18 protein-coding genes are annotated in these 24,388 nt (G+C 73.7%); 14 read left to right on the top strand and 4 right to left on the bottom strand.

Features of this window, described 5'->3' with window-relative positions; all coding sequences use genetic code 11:
• Positions 1 to 114 precede the first annotated feature (114 nt).
• From HCN51_RS46305 to HCN51_RS46275, 7 genes are all read left to right on the top strand, one after another.
• The gene (locus tag HCN51_RS46305; RefSeq protein WP_168018293.1) at positions 115 to 1,749 is read left to right on the top strand and encodes a glycosyltransferase family 2 protein; all 1,635 of its coding nucleotides are present in this window, start codon (positions 115 to 117) and stop codon (positions 1,747 to 1,749) included.
• A 316-nt stretch (positions 1,750 to 2,065) separates the two neighbouring features.
• Complete coding sequence (locus tag HCN51_RS46300; RefSeq protein ID WP_168018292.1) at positions 2,066 to 4,246, top strand: VWA domain-containing protein; 2,181 nt, start codon at positions 2,066 to 2,068, stop codon at positions 4,244 to 4,246.
• Between the two features lie 7 nt (positions 4,247 to 4,253).
• Complete coding sequence (locus tag HCN51_RS46295; RefSeq protein WP_168018291.1) at positions 4,254 to 7,367, top strand: tubulin-like doman-containing protein; 3,114 nt, start codon at positions 4,254 to 4,256, stop codon at positions 7,365 to 7,367.
• Positions 7,368 to 7,369: 2 nt separating this feature from the next.
• Entirely contained in the window at positions 7,370 to 9,205 is a 1,836-nt protein-coding gene (locus HCN51_RS46290; RefSeq protein WP_168018290.1) for a hypothetical protein, read from the top strand.
• Entirely contained in the window at positions 9,195 to 10,175 is a 981-nt protein-coding gene (locus tag HCN51_RS46285) for a protein kinase family protein (RefSeq protein WP_168018289.1), read from the top strand. Before HCN51_RS46290 ends, HCN51_RS46285 begins: the two co-directional genes overlap by 11 nt.
• The gene (locus HCN51_RS46280) at positions 10,172 to 11,176 is read left to right on the top strand and encodes a hypothetical protein (RefSeq protein WP_168018288.1); all 1,005 of its coding nucleotides are present in this window, start codon (positions 10,172 to 10,174) and stop codon (positions 11,174 to 11,176) included. The genes HCN51_RS46285 and HCN51_RS46280 overlap by 4 nt, the downstream gene beginning before the upstream one ends.
• The gene (locus tag HCN51_RS46275; protein ID WP_168018287.1) at positions 11,176 to 12,855 is read left to right on the top strand and encodes a hypothetical protein; all 1,680 of its coding nucleotides are present in this window, start codon (positions 11,176 to 11,178) and stop codon (positions 12,853 to 12,855) included. Before HCN51_RS46280 ends, HCN51_RS46275 begins: the two co-directional genes overlap by 1 nt.
• Before the next feature lie 6 nt (positions 12,856 to 12,861).
• Here the strand turns inward: HCN51_RS46275 and HCN51_RS46270 are convergent, their stop codons facing one another.
• Positions 12,862 to 14,049 carry an aminotransferase class I/II-fold pyridoxal phosphate-dependent enzyme gene (locus HCN51_RS46270; protein WP_168018286.1) on the bottom strand — a complete coding sequence of 396 codons (1,188 nt, stop codon included), beginning with the start codon at positions 14,047 to 14,049 and terminating at the stop codon, positions 12,862 to 12,864.
• Between the two features lie 153 nt (positions 14,050 to 14,202).
• On the opposite strand from HCN51_RS46270, the gene HCN51_RS46265 reads away from it, so the two are divergent.
• The 5 genes from HCN51_RS46265 (at position 14,203) to HCN51_RS46245 (ending at position 19,568) form a co-directional block, all read left to right on the top strand.
• Complete coding sequence (locus HCN51_RS46265; protein ID WP_168018285.1) at positions 14,203 to 15,378, top strand: acyl-CoA dehydrogenase family protein; 1,176 nt, start codon at positions 14,203 to 14,205, stop codon at positions 15,376 to 15,378.
• A 247-nt stretch (positions 15,379 to 15,625) separates the two neighbouring features.
• On the top strand, positions 15,626 to 18,241 hold the full coding sequence (locus tag HCN51_RS46260; protein ID WP_168018284.1) for a sensor histidine kinase: 2,616 nt from the start codon (positions 15,626 to 15,628) through the stop codon (positions 18,239 to 18,241).
• Positions 18,234 to 18,659, top strand: a complete 426-nt coding sequence (locus HCN51_RS46255; RefSeq protein WP_080041457.1) for a roadblock/LC7 domain-containing protein — start codon at positions 18,234 to 18,236, stop codon at positions 18,657 to 18,659. Before HCN51_RS46260 ends, HCN51_RS46255 begins: the two co-directional genes overlap by 8 nt.
• Entirely contained in the window at positions 18,656 to 19,006 is a 351-nt protein-coding gene (locus tag HCN51_RS46250; protein WP_346434032.1) for a DUF742 domain-containing protein, read from the top strand. The genes HCN51_RS46255 and HCN51_RS46250 overlap by 4 nt, the downstream gene beginning before the upstream one ends.
• A complete protein-coding gene (locus HCN51_RS46245; RefSeq protein WP_168018283.1) occupies positions 18,987 to 19,568 on the top strand; it encodes a GTP-binding protein in 582 nt (193 codons plus the stop codon). Before HCN51_RS46250 ends, HCN51_RS46245 begins: the two co-directional genes overlap by 20 nt.
• Before the next feature lie 79 nt (positions 19,569 to 19,647).
• Here the strand turns inward: HCN51_RS46245 and HCN51_RS46240 are convergent, their stop codons facing one another.
• Complete coding sequence (locus tag HCN51_RS46240; RefSeq protein WP_168018282.1) at positions 19,648 to 20,598, bottom strand: LysR family transcriptional regulator; 951 nt, start codon at positions 20,596 to 20,598, stop codon at positions 19,648 to 19,650.
• Between the two features lie 72 nt (positions 20,599 to 20,670).
• On the opposite strand from HCN51_RS46240, the gene HCN51_RS46235 reads away from it, so the two are divergent.
• Positions 20,671 to 21,507 (top strand): SDR family NAD(P)-dependent oxidoreductase, encoded by an 837-nt coding sequence (locus HCN51_RS46235; protein WP_168018281.1) that lies wholly within the window; start codon positions 20,671 to 20,673, stop codon positions 21,505 to 21,507.
• Between the two features lie 178 nt (positions 21,508 to 21,685).
• A complete protein-coding gene (locus HCN51_RS46230; RefSeq protein ID WP_168018280.1) occupies positions 21,686 to 22,858 on the top strand; it encodes a serine hydrolase domain-containing protein in 1,173 nt (390 codons plus the stop codon).
• A 28-nt stretch (positions 22,859 to 22,886) separates the two neighbouring features.
• Here HCN51_RS46230 and HCN51_RS46225 read toward each other — a convergent pair whose 3' ends face one another.
• Positions 22,887 to 23,405, bottom strand: coding sequence for a proteasome activator (locus HCN51_RS46225; protein ID WP_168018279.1), 519 nt, complete (start codon positions 23,403 to 23,405; stop codon positions 22,887 to 22,889).
• 47 nt (positions 23,406 to 23,452) lie between these two features.
• Positions 23,453 to 24,295: a PaaX family transcriptional regulator gene (locus HCN51_RS46220; RefSeq protein WP_230465447.1), complete on the bottom strand. Its 843-nt coding sequence runs from the start codon at positions 24,293 to 24,295 to the stop codon at positions 23,453 to 23,455.
• Positions 24,296 to 24,388: the final 93 nt, after the last annotated feature.

Below are 24,388 nucleotides of genomic sequence, written 5' to 3'. Positions count from 1 at the left end.
AGTCTGAGCTGCGGAAATGTCGATTTCCCCGTTGAGACCCAGCTTTCTCCCAGGTAGAGAGCTTAAGGTGAGCCCCCTCACCGATCAGGGCCGATCTTCACGGGGGGCGCCGGCATGTCCGTCGAAGGTGCCGCGAGGCGCGTGCGCGGCAACGACTACCGCGTGCTGCGACCGCCGGAGCACTTCACGCCCGAGCTGCGGGTCAGCGTGATCATCCCGGCCTACGGCGCGCAGGACAAGCTGGATCTCGTGCTGCAGGGGCTGGCGCGGCAGACGTATCCCGCGGAGCTGACCGAGATCATCGTCGTGGACAACGGCAGCACGCCCCCGCTGCGGCTCCCGGCGGGCACCTCCGCGCGGCTGGTGCGCTGCGAGCGGCCGGGCCGGGCGGCGGCCCGCAACGCCGGGCTGGCCGAGGCCAGCGGCGACGTGATCCACTGGCTGGACTCCGACGTCGTGCTCACGCCCGGCGCGGTCGAGGCGCACATGCGCTGGCACCACGCCGCGCCGTACCTGTCCGTCACCGGGTACATCCGCTTCACCGCCGCGCCGCTGCCCGCCGTCCTGCCGGACGACCTGGAGGCGGCGTTCGAGCCGGCCGAGCCGCACGCGTGGCTGGTCGGCTTGGTGGAGCGGACGGAGGGGCTGACGAACAACCCGGTGCGGCCGTTCAGCCTGCACGTCGGCGGCGCCACGTCCGTCAGCGCCCGCCTCGTCGAGGCGGCCGGGCCCATGGACGAGGACCTGATCCTCGGCCAGGACACCGAGATGGGGTTCCGGCTCTACCAGGCGGGCGCGGTGTTCGTGCCCGAGCCGCGGGCCCGCGCCTACCACCTCGGCCCGACCATGCGCATGCGCGACCAGCAGCGCATCGACCGGGTCAGCCACGCGTTCGTGGCCGACCGCATCCCGGCCTACCAGTGGCTGCGCACGCATCCGGCGCGGCGCTGGAAGGTGCCGAACGTGACCGCCGTCCTCGACGGCACCGCCGGCTACGAGGCCGTGCGCGCGGCCGTGGACGCGCTGCTCGCCTCGACCGTGGCGGACCTGTCCGTGGTGCTGGTCGGCCCGTGGGACACCCTCGACCGCGACCGCCGCGCCCCGCTCCAGGACCCGAACCTGGACCTGGTGCTGGTGCACGGGCACTACGAGCACGAGAGCCGGGTGCTGCTGGCGACCCGGGAGGAGGTGCACCCGTCCGTCCCGTTCGTGCTGCGCCTGCCGCCGGGCTGGGTGCCGGGCGAGGACAGCGTGGCCAGGCTGCTGAATCTGGCCCGCGCCGAAGGGCTCGGCCTGGTCCAGGTGCTGCTGGCGGAGACGCCCGGCGGGGTCGTCGCGGCCCGGCTCGAACGCGTCTCCGCCCTGGCCCGCGCCCGGCTCGTCGCCCGCCCCGGCGAGCCGCTCGACGACGCCGTGGACGACGTGTCCGGGGTGCGGTGGGTCGTCGGGGAGGAGTACGGCTTCGGGGACGAGCCGGTCGAGATCGTGGGGCGGCGGGCCGCGTACCGGGCGAGGGTGCGGGCCGAGGCGGAGGCGGCCCGGCTGGCGAAGGAGGCCGAGCGGCTGCGCGCCCAGGTCGCCAAGTGGCGGGAGGAGGCGGCCCGCTGGCGCAGGAGCACCGTGGAGCTGCGGCGCGAGGTCGGCACGCTGCGCCGCCAGCTCCATGTGGCGCGGCGCGGCCAGGACGGGGTGCGCGCGGTGCTGGCCCGCCGCATGAAGCGCGTCCTGACCAAGCGGACGCGCGGCTGAGCAAGACCCTTTCTACCGATAAATGCGCATATAACGGTATTTACAGGCTGGACTGACACAGCGGCCTCACGAATCTCACCACCGCGTGCCCAACCGGAATCATCCGGGGGCGTCTCAGCTCGTGACCCGCCCTTTAGGATCCCTGTATGCGGGGCAGACACAGGAAATTACGGACACGCACAATCTGACAGACGTCGCGACCCAAAGCAGGGCTGAAACTTCTCGGGGCTTCTCTCCGTTCTGCGGTTAAGAAAATCGCCAACTGTGAGGCATTGTGCGCGTCACTTCATCCCTCAGGTTTCTTTTCGCGCTCACCGTGACCACCGCCGCGGCCCTTTTCCCCACGGCCGCGCAGGCCGCTCCCCCGTCCGACGTCAAGCCCGTCCGCGTCGTCATCCTCGTCGACGAGTCGGGCAGCCTGAAGGACCAGGACGTCAAGCGGGAGCGGGCCGCCGCCCAGCTCATCGCGCTCAGCGAGCTCTCACCGAAGTCGCAGGTGGCGGTGGTGGGCTTCGGCAGCTCCAACGGCCCCGGCCAGTCCGCGGTCGACATCGTGTGCCCGCTGACCGGGGTGGAGACCGCGCAAGACCGCGAGTCCCTGGGCCGGTGCGTGGAGCGGCTGCGCCTGCGCGGCACCGACGAGGGCAACGACACCGACCACGCCGCCGCCCTGGAGCAGGCGCTCGACATCATGGGCAAGCCCGACGACCAGCAGCGCGCCAAGATCGTGTTCCTGCTGACCGACGGCGTCCTCGACGTGCGCCGCAGCCCCCAGTACGGCGCCGACGAGCAGGCCCGCAACGCCAACGCCCAGGCGCAGATCACCCGCAGCCTCGGCGACGCCAAGCAGAGCCAGGTGCAGATCTGGCCGCTCGGCTTCGGCTCCGCCGACAAGTCGGCGCTCGACGCGTTCGCGGCGGGCGGCTGGACCCAGCCCTGCGGCGACCAGAAGACGACCACGCCGACCGCCCGCGTCGTCGCCACGTCGGCCGACGTGGAGCGCTCGCTGCTGGAGGCGTTCGCCTACGCCAGGTGCGCCGGCATCGAGAAGTCCGTGAGCGACTCGCTCGACGCGGGCGCCACCGTCGACCTGCACGTCAACATCCCGATCATCGCCACCGACGGCTCGATCGTGGTGGTCAAGCGCGACAAGCGCATCCAGGTCACCTACTTCGACCCCGACGGCGCCCAGGTGCCCAAGCAGGGCGAGATGAAGGAGTCCACGTTCCAGGCCGCCGGCGAGGCGGGCCCGGTCGAGTCGCTGCGCATCCGCAACCCGCTGCCCGGCCAGTGGCGCATCCAGCTCAAGTCGCCGCCAGGCGTCAGCCGGCAGGAGGTCAGCGCCACCGTCGTCTGGCAGGGCGCGCTGCGGGCGTCCATCTCGCTGAGCAACCCCCGCCCGCGCCCCGGCGAGCAGGTGAACGTGCGGCTGCGCCTGCAGACCAGGACGGGCACGATCACCGACCCCGAGGCGCTGGCGGGCCTGCGCTTCAGCGCGCGGATGTCCGGCGACGGCTTCCAGGAGGCGCCGGTCGAGCTGGGCGACACCGGCGAGGGGGCCGACCGGGCCCAGGGCGACGGCGAGTACTCCGGCCAGGTCGTCATCCCGGCCACCGCCATCGGCGCGCTGGCCTTCGTCGGCAAGGTGACCGGGCCCGGCGTGGCGGGCGACGAGCGGCCGTACGCGACCCGGATCGCCGGGCCGGCCGACCACCTGCGGGCCCAGGTGGAGCTCCCGGCGGTCACCGTCGAGCCGGGCGGCACGGTGGCCGGCACCGTCCGGGTCACCAACGACGCCGCGCCCGTCCAGCTCGGCCTGCGGCTCGTGGACGTGCCCGGCACCGTCAGCCTCTCCGCGCCGCGGCTCCAGGCCGCTACCGGCAGCTCCGAGCAGGGCTTCGAGCTGCGCGTCGCCGCCGACGCCGGGCGGGGCCCGGTGGGCGGCTCGATCCAGGTGCTCGACCCGGCCGGGCAGGTCGTGGCCGAGGAGTTCGTGGACGTCGACGTGCAGCCACCGACGCCGCTGTGGCAGCGGGCCCTCCAGGCCCTGCTGATCATCCTCGTGGTGCTGGCGCTGGCGCTGCCGTTCCTGCTGGCCAGGCGGCGGGCGCGGCGGCGGGCAGCCGATCCGAGCGAGCTGACGCTGCACCTGTTCGACCGGCCGGGCGAGCCGTACATCAGCCGGCTGCAGGCGCCGCTGGGCGAGGGGCCCGAGTTCACGTTCGAGGTCAGCGACGGCCGGCTGGTCCGCACGTACGGGAGCGGCTACGCCGTGCGGCGCGGCCAGGGCCGCACGGTGCTGGTGCGCGACCCGTCGGGCCAGGAGCTCGACCCGCTCGTGCCCGGCCGGCCGATCGCCCTGCCGAACGGCATGTACCTCGGCGTGGACGACGGCCGGGCCAGGGGCGGCGGCGCCGAGCAGCCCGCGTACGGAGCCGCGGAGCCGTACCAGAGCAGGACGACCCACCGACCGATGCCAGGCGACGACCTGTTGTGAGGGATGCATGAGGATCTTCGATCCGATGATGTTCGTGGGGCTCGGCGGCACCGGCTGCCGGGTCGGGGTGGAGCTGGAGCGCTGGCTGCGTGACGAGCTGTGCGGTCCCGACGGCATGGACCTGATCAGGAACTTCAGCTGGCAGAACTACCAGCCCTACGAGCTGCCCTCCTGCCTGCAGTTCGTCTACGTCGATCTCAACGAGGACGAGCTGAACCGCACCCGGCGCCGCGTCGTGCCGACCGAGCGGGAGCTGCCGGCGGCGAGCCGCACGGCGCATCTCATCCACGACGTGGTGCCCCGGTTCGACTCCTACCCGGAGGTGGCGCGCAGCCTGCGGGCCACGCTGGGCGACCACGTGAAGGACTGGCTGCCGCCGCGCGAGCAGGAGCCGCTGGTCGCGCCGCTGATGCGGGGCGCCGGGCAGCTCCCGACGGTGGCCAGGGCGGCCCTGTTCGAGCGCATGCGCCAGGGCGTCGAGCCGGTCGTGCACGGCATCGAGACGGCGATCGGCGCGATCAGCAACTCCGGCAGCGAGCTGGCCGCGCTGGGCGGCCGGCTGCGGCGCACCTGCGACGTGTTCGTGGCCTTCTCCGTGGCGGGCGGCACCGGCAGCGGCATCTTCTACGACTACCTGCACCTCATCGGCGACGCCTTCGCCCGCAACCACATCAGGGCGCGCATCCACCCGCTGGTCGTGATGCCGTCGGCGTTCGTGGAGGGCAAGGGCGGCGGGCGGCGCGCCAGGCTGAACGCCGGGGCGAGCCTGCTCGACCTGTTCCGGCTGGTCGACGACCAGAACGCGCCGCACGCGGGCACGCAGGTGGACGAGCAGGGCATCGTCGGCGAGCTGGGCGTGCGCTACCCGGGCAAGGGCGAGGTGCGCCTGGCGACCGGCACGGTGCAGACGGCGTTCCTGTTCACGATGCCGCCCGGCGTCGAGCGCGACGACCTGCACCGCTCGATCGCCTCGCTGATCGTCTCCCTCGCCGGCACCCGGCCGAGCACGGCGGGCGAGGCCGTCGGCGGCATGGAGGACCGCGGCGAGTCGTCCTTCGCCGACGACTTCATCAACCGGGCCGTGGAGCGCGAGGTGCCGGCCGCCTCCGGCATCGGCAACCGGGGCGTGTCCACGGCGTTCGTCTCCTCGATGACCGTGCCGGTGGAGGAGCTGGCCGACCTGGTCAGCTCGCGGCTGCTGGCCCGCGCGGTGACGCAGCTCGGCGCCGTGCCGCCGGGCGCGGCCGAGAGCAACGTGGAGGAGATCCGGCGCATGTTCACCACCACCAACCTCGAGCCGCTCAACACGCGCGAGCCGCTGCCGCTGCCCGAGGCCCGCGCCGCGACCGGCGCGGCGGAGATCCAGAAGTCGCTGGCCAACCGGCTGCGCGCGATGGAGGACAACCTGGCCTCCCTGGAACGCCGGCTCAGCCGGGTCGTGCCGGCCATGGCCAAGGACATGGACGTGCGGCGCGGCGCCATGGAGGGGCTCGGCCACGTCGATCCGTTCCGGCTGCGCCGGGTGGTGATGGGGCTGCCCGGCGACGTGCACGAGGCCGACAAGCTGGGCTTCGCCGGGCTGCTCGACCAGCGCAGGGCGCAGCCGCGCAAGCCGTACGAGAACATGACGGAGGCGCCGCCGCAGCCGCGGCCGATGCGCGACCGGCTGCTCCGCAAGGTGCAGTGGAGCGACCCGGAGGTGCAGGCGTCGCTGCACGACCAGGACACCTGGTACCTGTGGCGCAGCCAGGCGCTCTGGCACCGGGCGTGGGCCGACCAGATGCCGCGCTGGGAGCCGCTGCGCAAGCAGCTCATGCGCGAGGTGCGCGACTTCACCGAGGTGTTCGCCGAGCACGCCGACGCCGACCCCGAGCGGTTCGCCCGGCGCGCGGGCGAGCTGTACGAGACCCGCGTCGGCGTCTACCACCTGCTGCCGCCGGCGGGCGCCGAGTCGTTCTACGACGCGGTCGTGCGCCGCTTCGTGGACGTCTTCGTCGCCCGGCAGCTCCTGCGGCCGACCGACGGCGAGGCGGGCGTGGTGAACGCGCTGATCGGGCCGGAGGGCTGGCGGCACGCGTACGACGTGGCCTGGCGCACCGGCAAGCCGGTCGACGCGCTGGCCTGGGTGCGGGAGCGGCTGAAGCTGGAGGTGAAGAAGCTCTTCAGGGACCGCGACGAGGCCGCCCTGCTGGGCGAGCAGCCGCTGCTGCCGTCGCTGGCCGACATCCTCGCGCAGGCGGCGACGGGCGGCGGCGACGACCCGCACGTGCGGCAGTTCCAGCTCAAGCTGGCCGACCTGGTGCCGGGCGGGTTCACCCCCGACGGCACGGGCGATCTGAAGGTGCTCGTCTCCTACCCTGCGCCGGCCAAGGACGTCGAGCTGGAGCGGTTCCTGAAGGACCGGATCGACCTGCCGGGCACGCCCGACTTCCGCAACATCGACGCCGACTCGGTGACGGTCGTGCAGATCCGCACCTCGATGAGCGTCACCCAGGTCCGGGAGCTGCGCGAGGTGCTGCACAGCTGGTCCGACGCCCTGCAGCACGAGCGGCCGCAAGACCATCTGAAATGGCGGCAGCGGCTCGGCTACGACTTCGGCTACCTCGCCACCACCGAGGAGCACCGGGTCCGCATCCTGCACCGGCTGCTCTGCCTGCTGTGGAACGGGCAGGTCAGCGTGGTCGAGGGCGAGCCGAGCTCGCCGCAGCGGATCCGCATCGACGTCGCGGGCGGCTCGATGACGCTGCCGCTGACCGGCTACGGCAAGGCGTCCTCGTGGCCGAGCATCCTGCGGGCCTACGAGCAGTGGGTGATCGGCGGCGACGAGGAGTTCCGCGGCCTGGTGAGCGAGCAGCTGATGAACGCCCTGCCGCAGGGCCTGGCGGGCACGCTCAGCACCCCCCACCCGCTCTTCCACCAGGTGACCGGCATGGCCGCCGACCAGCTCGGCCTGCTGGAGATCATGATGCCGAAGCTGCCGTCGGGGGCGCGCAACCGGGCCGACCAGCTCGTCTCGTTCTGGGCCGGCACCCTGCCCGCCGCGCTCGACCTGCCGTTCGAACGGGTCGCCGAGGCCGTCGCCTACAACCTGCGCGACCTGGACGCGCTCACCGGGGAGTGAGCATGGTCGTGGTGATCGACCTCCGCAAGGAGGAGGTGTCCAGGCTCGGGCCCCGGGTCCTGGTGGTGACCGACACCGACCGGCTGGCCGGCGGGCAGCAGGCGCTCCAGGCCATCCTCAGCTCGCGCCTGGTCAGGTCGGTGCTCGTGGTGGCGCTCGGCCCCGAGCCGCGCCTGCCGCCGGCGCTGAGCGGCGAGAGCCGCCGGGTGCTGTGGGTGGGCGACCCGTGCGGCATCCTGTGGAACGCCGACACCGGCGAGGCCGCGCACGGGCCCGGGGTCAGCTCCGAGGCCATCCTCATCGACCTGCTCTGCCAGCCCGAGGTGTTCGACCAGGTGGTCAACGAGCTGGGCGAGGTCCCGTACGGCACCGCCTCGCCCGGCTGGCGGATCGTGGCGGGCCGGATCGACCCCGAGGTGCTCGCGCAGGCGTTCACCGACGTGGCCGACCGCTTCGCCGGGCCGGTCCAGCAGGACACCGCGGTCTTCGGCTCGCCGCTGGCCACCGCGCTGCCGGTGCTCAGCGGCAGCGCGGACCTGCCCGCCGACCTGCTCGACGCGCTCGTCCCCGGCGGCCGGATGGACCGGCTCTACCGGCAGGCCCGCGACCGGCTCGACCGCGCCGGCCGGTCGCTCGACGACCTCGGCTACTTCAGCACCGCCCCGGCCCGGGCGGCCGTCGTGGACGACGTGATCGCCGCGGGCCGGGCGCTGGCCGAGTTCCGCGACGCCGTCGCGCGGCTGTTCGCCGACGTCGACCACAGCGACGAGGACGCCGCCGACGTGCTGGCCGCCAACGGCGTCAAGTTCGCCGCCCCGGCCGGCATGGGGCACGCCGAGATCGTCGCCGAGCTGCGCGCCGACGTCGAGTCGGCGCTGGCCGAGCGCAAGAGCCTGGCGCGGCTGGTCGCGCGGCTGCGCCTGCTGGCCGACCAGAGCGCGCCGATCGGCAGCGCCGCGTTCGTCCCCGGCTGCGCCCGCAGGTGCCCCGACGAGCTGCTCAACGAGCTGCACGCGCCCGCCGAGTTCCCCCCGGGGCTGCTCAACCGCTTCGTGTTCTGGCGGCGCTCGCGGGCGTCGTGGCGCGAGCAGCTGGCGCTCGGCCCGGCCAGGACCGCGCTCGACGAGCTGCGCTCCCTGCTTGAACGGGTCGCCGCCAGCGAGTGGGCGCTGGGCCAGGCCCGCGTGCACACCTCCGACGCGGCCCGCACGGTCGCGGCGGCGCTGGCCGAGATCTGCGCGCAGGTGTCGGCGACGCTCACCGAATGGAGCCGGACCGAGGCCGGGCAGGCCGCCGCCAGCCCGGCCCTGGACGAGGAGGTCACCGTGCGGCTGCGCGACCGCGGCGGCCAGCTGCGCGAGGTCATCACCGGCGACCTGCTCGACGCGGTGACCGGCTGGCTCGACCCCGGCTGGCCGGCGCTGGAGCACGGCGACTACCGCGACGTGCAGACGGGGCTGGAGCGGCGGGTCGACGAGACGCTGCGCCAGTACCGCTACCACCTGGCGCACCGGGGCGTGCAGGAGAAGCCCGAGTTCGGCACCGCCGACGCCGGCCGCCAGGAGCTGGTGGACGCCGTGTGGCGGCAGTCGCAGCAGGTCGTGCGCGCCTTGCAGGCCCCGCCCGGCGGGCAGATGCTGCAGCTGTGCGGCGACCGGGACCTGTCGCTGCTGCTGCGGCAGGCGTACGCGGTGCGGTTCGCGCCCAGGGCCGTACGCGGCCAGGGGAACCCGTCCGGAGTGGTGTGGACCCGGTCGGGCCAGTACGCCGGCACCCTTCGCCTGGTGCCGCTGCGTCCCGGGACGGTGGAGGAGAACTGGAGTGGTGATGGAGCCTGAGCCTCTGGACTTCGACTCCCCCGAAGGCGACCCGGTGCGCTGGGAGGTGGAGGCGGAGCCGTGGCAGGACCCGTTCGAGCGGCGGATCACCCACCTCGCCTCCGGCACCAGGCTCGTGCAGCGGCGGGTGCCGCGCGCGGAGGGCCGCGACCGCGAGTACCTCTACGACCTGCTGGAGAACGAGGCCCGCATGGGCGCCCGGCTGCTGACCCGGCTGCGCCGCTCCTACCCGCCCGAGCTGCCCCGCCTCATCGGTTTCAGCCTGGACGAGGAGGAGCCGTTCGTGCTGCTGTACGACTACCGGGGCGAGCCGGTCAGCCGCTGGTTCGGCGCGCTGCTGATCAGCGAGCAGCGCACGCTGCAGGCGAGCCTGTTCCGCGCCGTGCGCATCCTGTCGGCCTGCGACATCGTGCACCGGCGCATCGAGCCGGCCACCGTGCGCTGGGACGGCACCACCGTGCAGCTCACCGACCTCAGCCACGCCACCCTGGCCGGCACCCGCCGGCTGCGCATGGGCGAGGCGCCCTACGCCTCCCCCGCGCAACGCTCCGGCGAGGGCGTCGCCTCCACCGCCGACGACCTGTGGAGCGCCGGCATGGTGATCTACCGTACGGTCACCGGCCGCGAGATCGCCGGCGTGCCCGACCTGTCGGCCACCCCCGCGCTCCAGCCGCTCGCGGACGTCTTCTCCGGCTCGCCCCCGACGGCCCAGGAGGTGCTGGCGCGGCTGCGGATGCCCGACCCCATGCAGTCGCTGCCCGTCGAGCGGGACCTCGGGCTGGAGGAGGGCCGCGCCGCCTTCGACCGCGCCCGCGAGGCCCGCCGCGAACCCGTCATCGAGCAGGTCACCCGGACCCAGCCCGTGCCCGTCGATGAGGAGCCGGACAGGTCGCTGCCGTGGTGGGCCCGCTGGCTGCCGCTGGCCGTCCTGCTCGCCCTGCTCGTCGTCCTCTGGGTGGTGACCCGGTGATCCTCTGCCCCATCTGCCTGCACGAGTTCGCCTGGAGCGAGGACGAGCTCTACGAGCGCACCCCCGCCGGGCAGTACCAGCCGCTCCGCCTCGACAGCGTGAGCGGGCCGCGCCGGGAGGACCTGCTGCGGGCCGCCCACGTCCGCTGCCCCGCCCCCTTGCCGGACCCCGGGCTCGAACACCACCTGCCCTACACCTACGTCCGGCACGGCCGCCCCCTCGTGATCGGCCTGGTCGGCGGGCCCGAGACGGGCAAGACCCACCTGCTGGCCTCCATGATCGGCGCCATCGAGCAGGGCGGGCTGCGGCCCTACGGGCTGACCACCGACGCCGTGGACATCGAGCGGCACGCCGAGTACGTCAACTCGTACGTGCGGCCCCTCCTCGTCGAGCGGGTCGCGCTCAACCGCACCACCCATCGGGCCACCGCCGAGCCCGTCGACGCGCTGCTCGTCAACGACGGGCAGCACACCACCGCTGTCGCCTTCTTCGACATCGCCGGCGAGCTGCTGCGCAGCGCCACCCACGAGGCCACCAGGTTCGTGCCCGCCATCGGCGGGCTGCTGTTCGTCATCGACGCCGCCACCAAATCCGCCCGGATGGGCGACGAGTCGTTCCGCGCCGTCCTCGACCGGCTGCCCAAGACCGGCGGGCGGCTCGACATCCCCGCCGCCATCGCCGTCACCAAGAGCGACGCGGTACGCTTCCAGGCCCCCGTCGACACGTGGCTGTACGCCGAACCCGACCGGCTCGACCCGGCGGCCGTCCTGCGCGAGAGCCGCGACGTCTACGCCTACCTGCACCGGCGCGGCGCGCAGGCGTGGCTCAGCCCCTACGACAAATGCCGCAAGTGCACCCTGCACTTCGTCTCCGCGACCGGAGCCGCCGCCACCGAGGGCCGCTACCGGCGCGGCGTGCGGCCCCGCCGCGTCCTCGAACCCCTCATCTCGCTGTTCGCCATGACCGGCGTCCTGCGCGGCTACCCGGAGGTGGGCCTCTGATGGGACGTTACGCCAGCGTCGACTGGATCCAGTTCGCATGGGACGAGCAGCACGGCGGGCTCGGGCCGGGACGCACCTCCCTGGAACGGACCGCAGGCTGGTACCACCAGCTCGGACCCTGGCTCGACCCCGGGCCCGAGCCGGGCGTCAGCCTCTGCCGGCTCCTCGTGGACGGCCGCGTCGTCGTGCTCGCCCGCACCCGCACCGGCGGCGCCGACAGCCGGCGCACCATCCGCGTCCATGCCTACCTCGGCGGCGCCGCCACCCATCCCATGGCCATGCCGAACGTGCGCCAGACCCTCGCCCTCGCCTCCGGCTGGGCCGCCCGGCTGCCCGACGGCGACGAACCGCTCGACCTCGGCAAGCTGATCAGCTCGTACGACAGCGCGCGCGCCGCGCTCGACCGGGAGTCCAGGGCCGCCGCGCCGGCCCTCGCCCCCATCGTCGCCGAATGCCTGCGCCGCCCCGGCACGCCCCTGTCCGTCGCCTCCGGCGGGAACCCGATCGTGCAGCTCTGGGGGCTGGTCGACATCCTCGACTACGCGCTCGGGCACTACCCCGAGACGTTCTCGACGTACGAGAGCGACGACCTCAAGCCAGGCGCCGAGATCATCTTCCTGCGGCAGTGGCCGGGGCCGTCCTCCCAGAGCTCCCACCGCACCAGGGTCGACTCCCGGCTGCCCGACCAGGACGACACGTACGCCTCGATCGCGGCCGTGCTCGTGGACGCGTACGCGCAGGATCGGCTCGTGGGGCTGGTCAAGCAGCTGGGGATCACCGACCGGACGCCGCTGGAGGAGCGGCTGCGGCGGCTCGCCTCCGTCACGAACGACTCGACCGCGGTGGTGGCCGTCCAGGTCGAACCTCCCCCACCGTACGGGACCGCCCCCGGCCCGCCCCCTTCGCCGGCCGCCTCCGCGCAGGCGCCGGGCACGCACGTCGCTGGGCAGACGGCGAAGCTGCAACGGCCACGAGCGGCGGGCCAGGTGCCGGGCGCCCAGCAGCGGCCCGCCGGAACCACGCACGAGGCGCCCGCGCCCGGCCCCACGGACCCGCACCCTCACCCGGACGCGCACACCAGCGCGGATGCGCACACCGCAGACCTACGCTCCGGACGCGAGGCCCGCTCCGGCAGCGCGGCGGCCAGCGCGCCAGGCGGTGCGGCGGGCGGGCTGCCGGGCGGCGCGTCGGGCGTCGCCACACGCAGCGGGCCCGGCGGCGCCCCCGGAAGCGCGGCAGGCGGCGCGGCGGCCAGCTCGGCGGGCGGCGGTCCCGCGAGCGGGGCAGGCAGTGCGGCGGGCGGCGGTCCTGGGAGCGCGGCGGGAGGTGGGGTGGGTGGGCGGCGGTATGCGGAGCAGGATGTGTTCGAGATGCTCTGCACCGACCTGACCCAGGCCACCTCCGCCAAGGACGTCACCGCGATCCTGCACGAGCTGCGCACCTATGCGGCCAGGCGGCAGCCGGCCGAGGTGCGTGCGCGGCTGCCGCGCCTGATCCCCGTGCTGGAGGCGTTGCTGCCGGAGGCCCAGATCAACCCGTTCCTGCGGGCCCTCCTCGACCCCGACGCCCCGTCGCGGCCTGCGCGGTCGGGCTGGCTGGATCCGAGGTGGCTGGTGATCGTGGCGATGCTGGCCCTGCTGACGGTTCTCGTGGTGGTGACGCTGGTCGTCCTCGTGTAGGGGCGGTCAGGGGATGAGCCCGAGGCGGCGGCCGGCCGCGGCGAAGGCGGCGGCGACCTGGTCGAGCTGCGGGTCGGTGTGCAGGGCGGTGGTGCTGACGCGGATGAGCGCCTGCCCGTCGGGGACGGCGGGCGGCACCATGGCGGTGGTGAAGACGCCTTCGTCGAACAGCTCCCGCCACAGCCGGCAGCACAGCACGAGGTCCCCGACGTGGACGGGGATGATGGTGGTGGGCGAGTCGCCCGTCTCGTATCCCAGCCCGGTGAGGTCGGCGCGGAGCCGGGCGGCGGCGGCCAGGGCGCGGTGGCGGCGTTCCGGCTCGTGCTCGATGATGTCGAGGGCGGCCAGCGCGGCAGCGGTGCTCGCCGGGGAGAGCGCCGCCGAGTACACCATGGAGCGGGCCTGGTGGCGCAGGTAGAGGATGATCTGTTCGGGGCCCGCGACGGCGCCGCCGGTCGTACCGAAGCATTTGGAGAAGGCGAGCGTGTGCAGGTCCACCGCCGAGCCGAGCCCGTAGTGCTCGGCGGCGCCGCGCCCGCCGGGGCCGATGAGGCCGATGTCGTGGGCGCCGTCCAGGATGAGGCGGACGCCGTGGCGGCGGGCGAGGGCGGCGGTGCCGGGCAGGTCGCAGAGCGTTCCGGTGGTGGAGAACATGCCTTCGGTGAGGATCAGCGCGCCTCCGGCGGGGTCGCACTCCCGCAGCAGGTGCTCCAGCCGGTCGAGGTCGTTGTGCCGGTAGCGGCGCAGGCGGGCGCGGGCGAGCCGGACGGCGTCGATGAGAGAGGCGTGGATGAGCTGGTCGGCCAGTACGGTGTCGCGTGGCCCCACCAGGGCGCTGAGCACGAGGTTGGCGAGGAAGCCGGTGGGGGTGACCATGGCCGACTCCTGGCCGAGGAACGTGGCGAGCCGGCCTTCCAGCGTCTCGTGCAGGGTGAGCGACCCGTTGGCCATGCGGGACCCGGAGGTGCCGGTGCCCAGTGACCGGACGGCCCGGCAGGCGGCGTCCTTCAGGCGGGGGTCGGCGGACAGGCCGAGGTAGTCGTTGGAGCCGACGGAGACGAGCACGCGCCCGTGGACGCGGACGCGCCCGTCGGCCAGCCGCTCCTCGGCGGGGTGGTAGTAGGGGTAGGCGCCCATCTCGGTGACGGGCTGGACGTCGTCGTGGAGCCGGCACCTGTCGAACACGTCGAGCATCGGCACATCACTGCCCTTCTCGGGGATCTGACCCTGTGCGCCAGTCTGCCGCCGCGCGCGGCCGGGCGCGGGCGGGCGGGTGCGGTGCGGGCGCGCTCGCGGCCGATCACCACGCTTCGTGTCACGGGGCGCGCCCCGGGTAGCTGTCCCGCCATGTCTGAGCTGCTGACCGGAGATCTGTACGGGTTCGAGAGCCTGCTGTCCGAGGAGGAGCGCGGGACGCTGCTGCGGGTGCGCGCGTTCCTGAAGGAGAAGGTCGTGCCCATCGCGAACGAGTGCTGGGTGCGCGCGGAGTTCCCCGTCGATCTGGTGAAGGAGTACGCGGAGCTGGGCATCGCCGGGCTGGCCTATCCCGAGTGCCCGGGCCCGAAGCCGAGTGGCCTGCTCAGCGGGTTCCTGGCGCTGGAGATGGCGCGGGCCGACCCGTCGATGGCGACGTTCTTCGGGGTGCACACCGGCCTGGCCATGGGCAGCATCGCGGCGTGCGGGTCGGCGGAGCAGCGGGAGCGCTGGCTGCCGGCGATGAGCAGGATGGAGCGGATCGGCGCGTTCGCGCTGACGGAGCCGACGGGCGGCCCGGACGTGTCGGGCGGGATGCGGACGACGGCCAGGCGCGAGGGCGACGTGTGGGTGCTGGACGGCGCGAAGCGGTGGATCGGCAACGGCACGTTCGCGGACCTGGTCGTGGTGTGGGCGAGGGACGTGGCGGACGGGCACGTCAAGGGGTTCGTGGTGGAGAAGGGCACGCCCGGCTTCACCGCGACGAAGATCGAGAACAAGATGGCGCTCCGCACGGTGCAGAACGCGGACATCACGCTGTCGGGCTGCCGCGTTCCGGAGGGCAACCGGTTGCAGGAGGCGGGCTCGTTCCGCGACACGGCGCGGATCCTGCGCAGGACCCGCAGCGGCGTGGCCTGGCAGGCGGTGGGGATCATGCTCGCCGCGTACGAGATCGCGCTGCGCTACGCCAAGGAGCGCGAGCAGTTCGGGCGGCCCATCGCCAAGTTCCAGCTCGTCCAGGATCTCCTGGTCCGGATGCTGGGGAACACGACGGCCTGCCTCGGCATGGTGGTGCGCCTGGCGCAGCTCCAGGACGACGACGTCTTCCGCGACGAGCACTCGGCGCTGGCGAAGGCGTACTGCACGAGCCGGATGCGGGAGGTGGTCGGGTGGGCGCGCGAGTTGCTCGCCGGGAACGGGATCATCCTGGAGTACGACATCGCGCGGTTCGTGGCCGACGCCGAGGCGATTTACTCCTACGAGGGCACCCGGGAAATCAACACGCTGATCGTCGGGCGCGCGGTGACCGGAATGGGGGCATTTGTCTAAGTAATTGGCTTTTGTCTGACTACATATGGTGAACGCATCACGATCACCGTCACGAACCGTGTGCTGACAAAGAGTCAACATTACTTTCGGGAGGTTTCTTCGCATCCGTACCTTGAAGTCCAACTGCCCCATCGGCATAGTGGACGGACCACAGGCGCACCCAGTCGTGGCGGGCAACCTCGGGGGGCGGTAGCAAGATCACGACTGCCCGGGCGCGCACACCACGCGCGGAATTGGACATTGACCGATGAGTTCCCCCCCGCCTCTTCGCACCAAGCTGCTCAGGATCCTCCTGCTTCCGCTGGTCTCCATGGTGGCCCTCTGGGGGTTCATCGCGTACTCCAGCGTGGATGAGATCGCCACCGTCTCGCAGATCCAGAACCGGTGGGAGTCCATCGGCGCACCCGTGCTGCAGCTGATCGTCGAGCTGCAGAAGGAGCGGCAGCTCTCGGCGGAGGCGCCGGGCAGCACCGCCGCGTACAAGCCGCTGATCGAGCAGCGGCGGGTCACCGACAACCAGGTCAGGCGCCTGCGGGAGATCATCGCGAGCGTCGACGCCGACGCCGTCAACGAGGCCCCGGCCCAGGTGCAGGCGATGGTGCAGGCCCTCGACGGGCTGCAGTCGCTGCGCGCCTCCGCCGACGGCGGCGTGCTGGCGCCCGCGCTGACGATCATCGAGGCGTACAACAACCTGATCGCCGTGGCCAACCAGCAGTTCATCGACCGCGACGCGATGAGCGACGCCACCGCCTACCAGACGGTACGCGGCATGACCGCCTACAGCACCTCGGCCGAGTACCTGTGGCGCGAGCACGCCGTGCTCACCACCACGCTCGTGCACCGCAACATGACCCCGACCGACCGCGCCGCGTTCGTCGCCGCCATGACGGCCCGCCGGCTCGTCCTGGCCAACGCCGAGCGGGACGCCAGCCCCGAGCTGCGCGCCGCCTACGACCGGCTCGTGGCGAGCACCGCCTACAAGCGGGTCGTGGCGGTCGAGGATGAGCTGTTCTCCTACGACACCGGCGGGCCGCCCCCCGTGTCCGCCTCCGCCTGGCGCGGCGACGCCGAGACCGTGCTCGCCCAGATCAACCGCGACACCCAGGCCGAGCTGGTCCGCGCGGCGGCCTCCGGCGAGGCGCAGAAGACGGCCGCGTACTGGCGGATCGGGGTCGTGCTGCTGCTCGGCCTGGCCCTGGTGATCCTGTCCGTGTGGCTGTCCTACCGGTTCGGCCAGTCGCTCATCGCCGAGCTGCGGCGGCTGCAGGGCTCGGCCGTCGAGCTGGCCGAGCAGCGGCTGCCCCGCCTCGTCGAGCGGCTGCGCCGCGGCGACGACGTCGACCCGGCCACCGAGGCCCCCGGCCTCGACCGGGCCGAGACCGCCGAGGTGGACCGCGTCGTGCACGCCTTCTCCGCCGTACGCCGCACCGCCGTCGAGGCCGCCGTCGGCCAGGCGGCCCTGCGCAAGGGCGTCGGCCAGGTCTTCCTCAACCTCGCCCGGCGCAACCAGGCGCTGCTGCACCGCCAGCTCGCGCTGCTCGACACCATGGAGCGGCGCGCCGACGAGCCCGAGGTCCTGGAGGACCTGTTCAAGCTCGACCACCTCACCACCCGCATGCGCCGGCACGCGGAGAACCTCATCATCCTGTCCGGCTCCTCCCCCGCGCGCCGCTGGCGCGACCCGGTGCCGCTGTTCGACGTCGTACGGGCGGCGGTGCTGGAGGTCGAGGACTACACCCGCGTGACGGTCGCCCCCATGCCGCACGCCCCGCTGCTCGTCGGCGCCGCCGTCACCGACGTGATCCACCTGGTCGCCGAGCTGGTGGAGAACGCCACCGTGTTCTCCCCGCCCAACACGACCGTGCAGGTGCGCGGCGTCACCGCGGCCAACGGGATGGCGCTGGAGGTCGAGGACCGCGGGCTCGGCCTCAACGACGCCACCCTGCGCGAGCTGAACGACCGGCTGGCCGACGTGCCCGAGTTCGACCTGGCCGACAGTGACCGGCTCGGGCTGTTCGTGGTGGCGCGGCTCGCCGCCCGGCACGGGATCAAGATCATGCTGCGGCGGTCGCCGTACGACGGGACCACCGCGATCGTGCTGCTGCCCGCCAGCCTGCTCGCCGATGCCGAGCCGCTGGCGCTCACGGCGGGGCCGTCGGCCGAGCCCGCGGGTGGACACGAGGGCGTCAACGGGCGGTCGACCCGGCCCGTCCGCGGCACCTGGTTCGAGCCCGACCCCGCGCAGAACAGGACGGACTCATCGCCGATGCCGGAGTTCATGCCGGACTTCACGACGGGGTCCATGCCCGACTTCGTCCCGGACTTCATGTCGGAGCCCGCGCCGGAGCCCAGGCGGGAGCCGACGCCGGACCAGGCGGGCCCGGCGGCCTCGCCGGCTTCCGGGGCCTTCCCCGCTTCCCCGGCCTCCTCGCCGGCTTCCGGATCCTTCCCCGCTTCCCCGGCCTCCTCGCCGGCTTCCGGATCCTTCCCCACTTCCTCGGCCTTCCCCGCCCCGGCGGCGGAGAGCCGCCGGGAGGGCGAGCCGGCGCACAACGCTTTCGGGAACGGGGCCCCGCCCCGCCCCGCCACGACCTCCGGGCCGCCCGCCGGCTGGAGTGTCACCGTGCCTCCCCAGGAGGCGGACGAGGATCTCGACGGGCTGCCGATGCGGATCCCGCAGGCCAGCCTCGCCCCCCAGCTGCGCGTGGACGCGCGGCCGGAGCGGCGGGGAGCCGCCGGACGCTCGCCCGAAGAGCTCGCACAGCTCATGTCGTCCATGCAACGCGGCTGGCAGGAAGGGCGCCAGCAGGCGAAGCAGGAGCCCGACATGTGGAATCGAAAGGACGATCGACCCGATGCCTGACCCCAGAAGTGAACTGAGCTGGCTGCTCGACGACCTCATCCAGCGCGTACCCGGCATCCGGCACGCCATCGTGCTGTCCGCCGACGGGCTGTCGATGGGCAGCTCCCGCGGCCTGACCCGGGAGGACGCCGAGCACCTGTCCGCCATCTCCGCCGGCAGCCACAGCCTCGCCATGGGGGCCGGCCGGCACTTCGGGCTCGGCGGCGTACGGCAGACGATCATCGAGATGGAGGAGGGCTTCCTGTTCGTCACCGCCGCCGGGCAGGGGGCCCGGCTGGCCGTGCTGGCCACGGCCGACGCCGAGCTGGGCATGGTGACGTACGAGATGGCGCTGATGGTCAAGCGGGTCGGTGAGCACCTGTCCGCGCATCCGAGGGGAGCGGCACCGGCACCCGCCTGGAACGGCGCGAGACCGTGACAGGGGAGGATCCCGGGCCCCTGATCCGGCTGTACGGGCTGACCGGGGGCCGGGCGCGTCCGCAGGGCGAGTCGTTCGACCTGGTGGCCATCGTGGTCACGGTCGGCGACCTGCCCCAGCCCGCGGACCTGCTCCCCGAGCATCGCGCCGTGCTCTCGCTGTGCCGCAGGCCGACCCCGGTGGCCGACGTCGCGGCACACCTCAGGCTGCCGATCAACATCACCCGCGTGATCCTCGGCGATCTGCGGCGGGACGGCCTGATCAGCATCGAGCGCCCGCGCCCCGTCGCGCAGACGATCGACGAACGCATCTACAGGGAAGTGCTGGATGGGCTACGCAGTCTCTGAGCCGGGTACGACCCGGGCCCCGTCGGCCCTGGCCATCAAGATCCTCATCGCGGGCGGTTTCGGGGTCGGCAAGACGACCATGGTCGGCACGATCAGCGAGATCCGTCCCCTGCACACCGAGGAGCTGCTGAGCGACCGCGGCATCGGCGTGGACGACACCTCCGGCGTGGAGTCCAAGACCACCACCACCGTGGCGCTGGACTTCGGCCGCATCACCATCCGCGACGGGTTGTGGCTGTACCTGTTCGGCACGCCCGGGCAGGACCGGTTCTGGTTCATGTGGGACGAGCTGGCGCTGGGCGCGCTCGGCGCCGTCGTGCTCGCCGACACCCGCCGCCTCCAGGACTGCTTCCCGGCGGTGGACTACTTCGAGCAGCGTGGGATCCCGTTCGTGGTGGGGGTGAACTGCTTCGACGGGGCCCGCCGGTACGAGCCGGGCAAGGTGCGGCGGGCGCTCGGGCTGGCCGAGCACATCCCGATCGTGATGTGCGACGTGCGCCGGCGCGCCTCGGTCAAGGACGTGCTCACGACGCTCGTCACGTACGCGGTCAAGGGGGCGTGACACCCACGGCCGAGGTCAAGGGGGGCGTAAAGACCCGCGCCCGCGCGGTCAGGGGGCGTGACACCCCGCGCCCTCGCGGTCAGGGCGACGTGAGAGTCGCGCCCGTGGCCAGGACCGCCTGGCGGAGCGCTCGTGCCACGCAGGCGGCCGCCTCGGGCATCGGGCCCGGCCTCCTGGCCAGGAGGAGGCGCCGCTGCTCCTGGGGGCCGCCGCGGACCGGCAGGACGCGCACGCCCGGCGGGACGGCGGCCTCCAGCATGGCGGGCACGGTCGTCAGGCCGCAGCCGGCGGCGACGAGGCAGAGCTTGGCCAGCCAGTCGCGGGCGGAGTGCGCGATCTCGGGCCGCTCGTCGAGGCCGGGCCAGGCGCCCATCCCCGTGCTGTCGCCGGCGCCGCCGCCCGCCCAGCGCCCCGGCCCGGCGATCCAGCGCTGCCCGTGCAGGTCGGCGACGTCGACGTAGTCGCCGCGGGCGAGCGGATGGCCGGCCGGCACGGCCACGCGCAGGCCCCGCTCGGTGAGCGTCTCGACCTCCAGCGCCGGCGTCTCGGTGTCGGGCGGCCGGAACGGCGGCGCGGAGCTGATCAGCGCGAGATCCAGCGTGCCCGCCCGCAGCGCCCGGACCAGCACCGGCGTGAGCCCTTCGCGGGTGTTGACGGTGATGGCGGGATGCTCGGCCCGCAGCGCGGCCAGCGCCCGGGGCACGACGTGGGCGCCCGCGCTGGCGAACCAGCCGAGCCGCACCGTGCCGGGCTCGCCGGGCAGCCCGGCCAGCTCGCGCGCGCCCGCGTCCACCTGGTCCACGACGGCGGCGGCGCGGCGCAGCACGATCCGCCCGGCCGGGGTGAGCCGGACGCCGTCGTGCCTGCGCTCCAGGAGGGCGGCGCCCGCGGCGCGTTCGAGTGAGGCGATCTGGCGGGAGACGGCCGACTGCGTGTAGCCGAGCGCGGTGGCCGCGGCGGTGAGCGTGCCGCGCTCCGCGACCTCGCGGAAGACCCGGAGCGCGGTGAGCGAGGCGTCGGAGAAGGCCATGACACTTACGCATACCACAGATGAGCATCTCTCGTTGGACGCATGCCCTCGGCCGGTCCTAGCGTCGTTTCCATGACGAACCGACCCCGCATCGCCCTCGTGACCGGCGCCACCCAAGGGCTGGGCCTCGCCCTGGTGGAGGGCCTGGCCAGCCGTTTGAGCCCGGCCGACACCGTTTACCTGACCGGCCGCGACGCCGGCCGCGTCGCCCGGGCCGTCGCGGGCCTGCCCGCGACGAGCGCCCAGGTCCGCGGCGAGCTTCTCGACGTCGCCGACCCCGACGCCGCCACCCGCTTGGCCCGCCTCGTCGAGGAACGGCACGGCGGCGTGGACATCGTCTTCGGCAACGCCGTGATGCGCATCGGGCCGGACGACGACCCGCGTGCCCTGATGGACGCGTACACGCAGGTCAACAACTTCGGCACGACCCGGTTGATGCGCGCGTTCACGCCGCTGCTGCGCGACGGCGGGCGTTTCCTCGTGGTGGCCAGCTCGCTCGGCACACTCCGCCACCTGGCGCCCGTGCTGCACGACCGCTTCGACGGGCTCTCCTCGCTGGACGAGGTGGACAAGCAGGTGGCCGCCTGGCGCGACGCCGTCCTGGACGGCAGCGCCGCCGCGAGCGCCTGGCCCGCCTTCATCAACATCCCGTCCAAGATCGCCCAGGTGGCCGCCGTCCGCGCCCTCGCCGCCCAGCGCCGCGACGACCTGCGGCGCGGCATCCTGCTCGCCGCGGTCTGCCCCGGCATGATCAACACGCCGACCTCGGCCCTCTGGTGGGACGTCTCCACGGCCGCCTCCCCCGCCGAGGCCGCCGTCCCCCTCCTCGACCTGGCCCTCGGCCCGGTCGATCCCGGCCACTACGGGCAGCTCGTCCGGTTCGGCCGGGCCCTGCCCTGGAAGCCGTGACCACACCGCTCACTCCCGCCACCATCACGCCGTCCGCGCAGATCAGCGCCCCGTGCGGGCGGTTTCGGGCCGGGCCGGCCGGGTAGTCGGGAGGCACCACATCGGCGGCCCCGAGCCACCAACCCCTCCTCGACCCCCCACGTTTCGGGACAGCCCTGAGGGCCGGGAGGAGGGGGCGTTGAGCGAGATCCACGGGTGGTGCGAGCCCAGGTTCGACGCGGTGCGGGAGGCGTTCCAACGCAACTTCGACGAAGGGCGGGAGCTGGGCGCGTCGGTGACCGTCTACCAGCGGGGGCGGGCCGTCGTCGACCTGTGGGGCGGCCGGGCCGGCGCGGACACCGCCTGGGAGCGGGACACGATCACGCTCCTCGCCTCGGCCACCAAGGGGTTGGTGGCCGCCGCCGCGATGCTGCTGGTCGACCGCGGGCTGCTCGACCTGGACACGCCGATCGCGGCGTACTGGCCGGAGTTCGCGGCGGGCGGCAAGGCGGACATCCCGCTGCGGTGGGTGCTCGGCCACCGGTCGGGCGTCGTCACCGTCGACCCGCCGCTGACCCTGCTGGACCTCGAAGGGGGCACGGCGGTGAGCGAGGCGCTGGCCGCCGCCGTGCCGGCGTGGCAGCCGGGGCGGGCGCACGGGTACCACTGCCTGACCATGGGGTGGCTGGTCGGCGAGGTCGTGCAGCGGGTCACGGGGATGTCGGTGCAGCGCTTCTTCGCCAAGGAGATCGCCGGCCCGCTGGGTCTCGACCTGCACATCGGCCTGCCCGACGCCCGGGAACGGCGGCTGGCGGACCTCGTACCGCCCACCGCGGAGCAGCTCCTCCAGGGGCGCGCCAACCCCGAGCTGGCCGACCTCAACCAGGCCATCTGCGACCCCGCGTCCCTCTTCCACCGCTCGACGTTCGGCAGCATCGCCCTGGCCGGCAACCCACTCGCCGCCGCGAGCCTGCCGCAGGCGGGCATCCCGTCCTGTGGCGGGGCCGGCAACGCGGCGGGGCTCGCCCGCATGTACGCCGCGCTCGTCGGCGACGTCGACGGCATCCGCCTCCTGCGCCCGGAGACCGCCGACCGCGCCCGCACCGTCGAGGCCAGCGGGATGGACCTGGTGCTGCGCTGCCGCACGTCGTACGGGCGGGGGTTCATGCTGCCGGGCGGGCCGATGTGGCCGGGGGAATGCTCGCCCACCGCGTTCGGGCATCCGGGGGTCACCGGGGTGTTCGCCTACGCCGACCCGGATCACGAGCTGGGGTTCGCCTACGTGCCCAACAGGATGACCGAGCTCATCACCGGCGGGGACGACCGCGTCCGGCGGCTCGTCGAGGCCACCCACCGCTGCGCCTGCACCTGATTCGGCGGGCGCGTCCTCTGAGGCGGCGTCAGAGGTAGGGGCCGGCACCCGGGCCCGGAGCGGGCGGGCGGGGCAGGCTCGGCGGGGCGGCCTGCTGGAGCGTGAGGCCGACGCGGATGCCCTGGAAGACGCCTTCCAGCCAGCCCACGAGCTGGCTCTGCGCGATCCGGATCTCCGACTGGGTGAGGGTTTCCGAGGTGGAGGGCAGGAGGCGGTGCAGCTCGTCGCGGAGCTCGGGGGCGACCGAGTCGCCGATCTCCTCGACGACGCGCGTGTGGATGTGCTGCAGCGCGTCGCGGGCGTGCTCGTCCAGGGTCAGGCCGCGGGCCTCGTCGAGCAGGGAGCGGGCCATGGTGCTGACGCGCAGCAGCCGCGCGGGCTCCTTGACGCGGCCGATCTCGGTTTCGAGGGCCGATTCGGCGGGCGGGCCGCCGTCACCACTGGCGCCACCGTCCGGAGAGGACGGGGGCGAAGGTGGCCGAGGCCCGACGGTGGGGCGCGGGGTCGGCGGCAGGTCCGGCTGGTGCGGGTCCGGAGATGGTGTCATGACCGCCTCCTGCCCCCGTTCGCGCTGCTCACGCCCCCTCCAGGCGATCAAGGGCCGAGGGGGAGCTCGTCGAGGAGCTTGGCGGCCAGGTCGCGGGCGGGGCGGTCGTAGGCGTCGGCGAGGGTGCGGGTGACCTGTTCGGCGCGGATGGCGGGCCAGTCGGGCGGCAGGTGCTCGGCGGGCAGGTGCGGGTCCTGGCGGACGAGTTGCAGCCAGTCGGTGTGCAGGAGGAGCTGGCGGGCCAGGTCGTCGGGGAGGGTGGGCTGCGGGTCGGGGGTGTCCCAGCGGTCGAGGAAGGCGTGGTAGCGGGCGGCGATCTGCTCGGTGTCGAACGCCTTGCGGACGAGGTCGGCGGTCTCGGTGGGCGCGGCGGCGCGGGCGGTGAGCACGGTGACGTGGTCGCGCAGCCCGAGCCCGGCGACGATGGCGCGCACGTCCTTGACGCCGGGCGCGATCCACATGCCGCTCTGCAGCGGCCCGAACCCGGCCCAGACGAGCTGGGAGCGCAGGTCGTGGCGGGTGGCGCGGCGGTCGTCGGGCAGGGAGAAGCCGACCATGGTCCAGGCGCCGTCCCAGTCGCGGTTGACGGCGCCGGTCTCCCACATGCGGTGCCGCCCGTCCTCCAGGACGGAGGTGGCGTGCGGGGTGAGCGCGAAGTACGTCTTGCGCCCGGAGCGGTGCCGGGCCAGCAGCCCGCGTTTGGCCATGCGGGTGAGCGTGGAGCGCACGGCCTCCTCGGTCACGCCGAGGCGGGCGAACACGTCGATGATGCTGCCGGAGTACACGGCGACGTCGCGGCCGAGCACGTGGACGCCGAGGAAGCTGAACATCAGCGACTGGGGTCGCGTGGCCGGAGCGTGGGGCGGGTCGTCCCCGTCGCGGAAAGTCACAAGCCGAGGGTAGACGGATTCGAGATATTGGGCAAAACTTTGACGCGGGTCGCAAGTTTGCCCAACGTTTCGCGACGCGAGGTGACGTGTATG

The organism is Nonomuraea composti (genome assembly GCF_012034275.1).
GTDB classification, from domain to species: Bacteria; Actinomycetota; Actinomycetes; order Streptosporangiales; family Streptosporangiaceae; genus Nonomuraea; species Nonomuraea composti.
The sequence above is the reverse complement of the archived record's forward strand: the minus strand, read 5'-3'. Positions and strand labels throughout refer to the sequence as shown.

Bases quoted from the DNA above. Each gene is read 5' to 3' on its own strand.
- HCN51_RS46305 (WP_168018293.1), top strand. From the start codon at position 115: ATGTCCGTCGAAGGTGCCGCGAGGCGCGTGCGCGGCAACGACTACCGC.
- HCN51_RS46295 (WP_168018291.1), top strand. From the start codon at position 4,254: ATGAGGATCTTCGATCCGATGATGTTCGTGGGGCTCGGCGGCACCGGC.
- HCN51_RS46290 (WP_168018290.1), top strand. From the start codon at position 7,370: ATGGTCGTGGTGATCGACCTCCGCAAGGAGGAGGTGTCCAGGCTCGGG.
- HCN51_RS46285 (WP_168018289.1), top strand. From the start codon at position 9,195: ATGGAGCCTGAGCCTCTGGACTTCGACTCCCCCGAAGGCGACCCGGTG.
- HCN51_RS46275 (WP_168018287.1), top strand. From the start codon at position 11,176: ATGGGACGTTACGCCAGCGTCGACTGGATCCAGTTCGCATGGGACGAG.
- HCN51_RS46270 (WP_168018286.1), bottom strand. From the start codon at position 14,049: ATGCTCGACGTGTTCGACAGGTGCCGGCTCCACGACGACGTCCAGCCC.
- HCN51_RS46265 (WP_168018285.1), top strand. From the start codon at position 14,203: ATGTCTGAGCTGCTGACCGGAGATCTGTACGGGTTCGAGAGCCTGCTG.
- HCN51_RS46260 (WP_168018284.1), top strand. From the start codon at position 15,626: ATGAGTTCCCCCCCGCCTCTTCGCACCAAGCTGCTCAGGATCCTCCTG.
- HCN51_RS46255 (WP_080041457.1), top strand. From the start codon at position 18,234: ATGCCTGACCCCAGAAGTGAACTGAGCTGGCTGCTCGACGACCTCATC.
- HCN51_RS46245 (WP_168018283.1), top strand. From the start codon at position 18,987: ATGGGCTACGCAGTCTCTGAGCCGGGTACGACCCGGGCCCCGTCGGCC.
- HCN51_RS46240 (WP_168018282.1), bottom strand. From the start codon at position 20,598: ATGGCCTTCTCCGACGCCTCGCTCACCGCGCTCCGGGTCTTCCGCGAG.
- HCN51_RS46235 (WP_168018281.1), top strand. From the start codon at position 20,671: ATGACGAACCGACCCCGCATCGCCCTCGTGACCGGCGCCACCCAAGGG.
- HCN51_RS46225 (WP_168018279.1), bottom strand. From the start codon at position 23,405: ATGACACCATCTCCGGACCCGCACCAGCCGGACCTGCCGCCGACCCCG.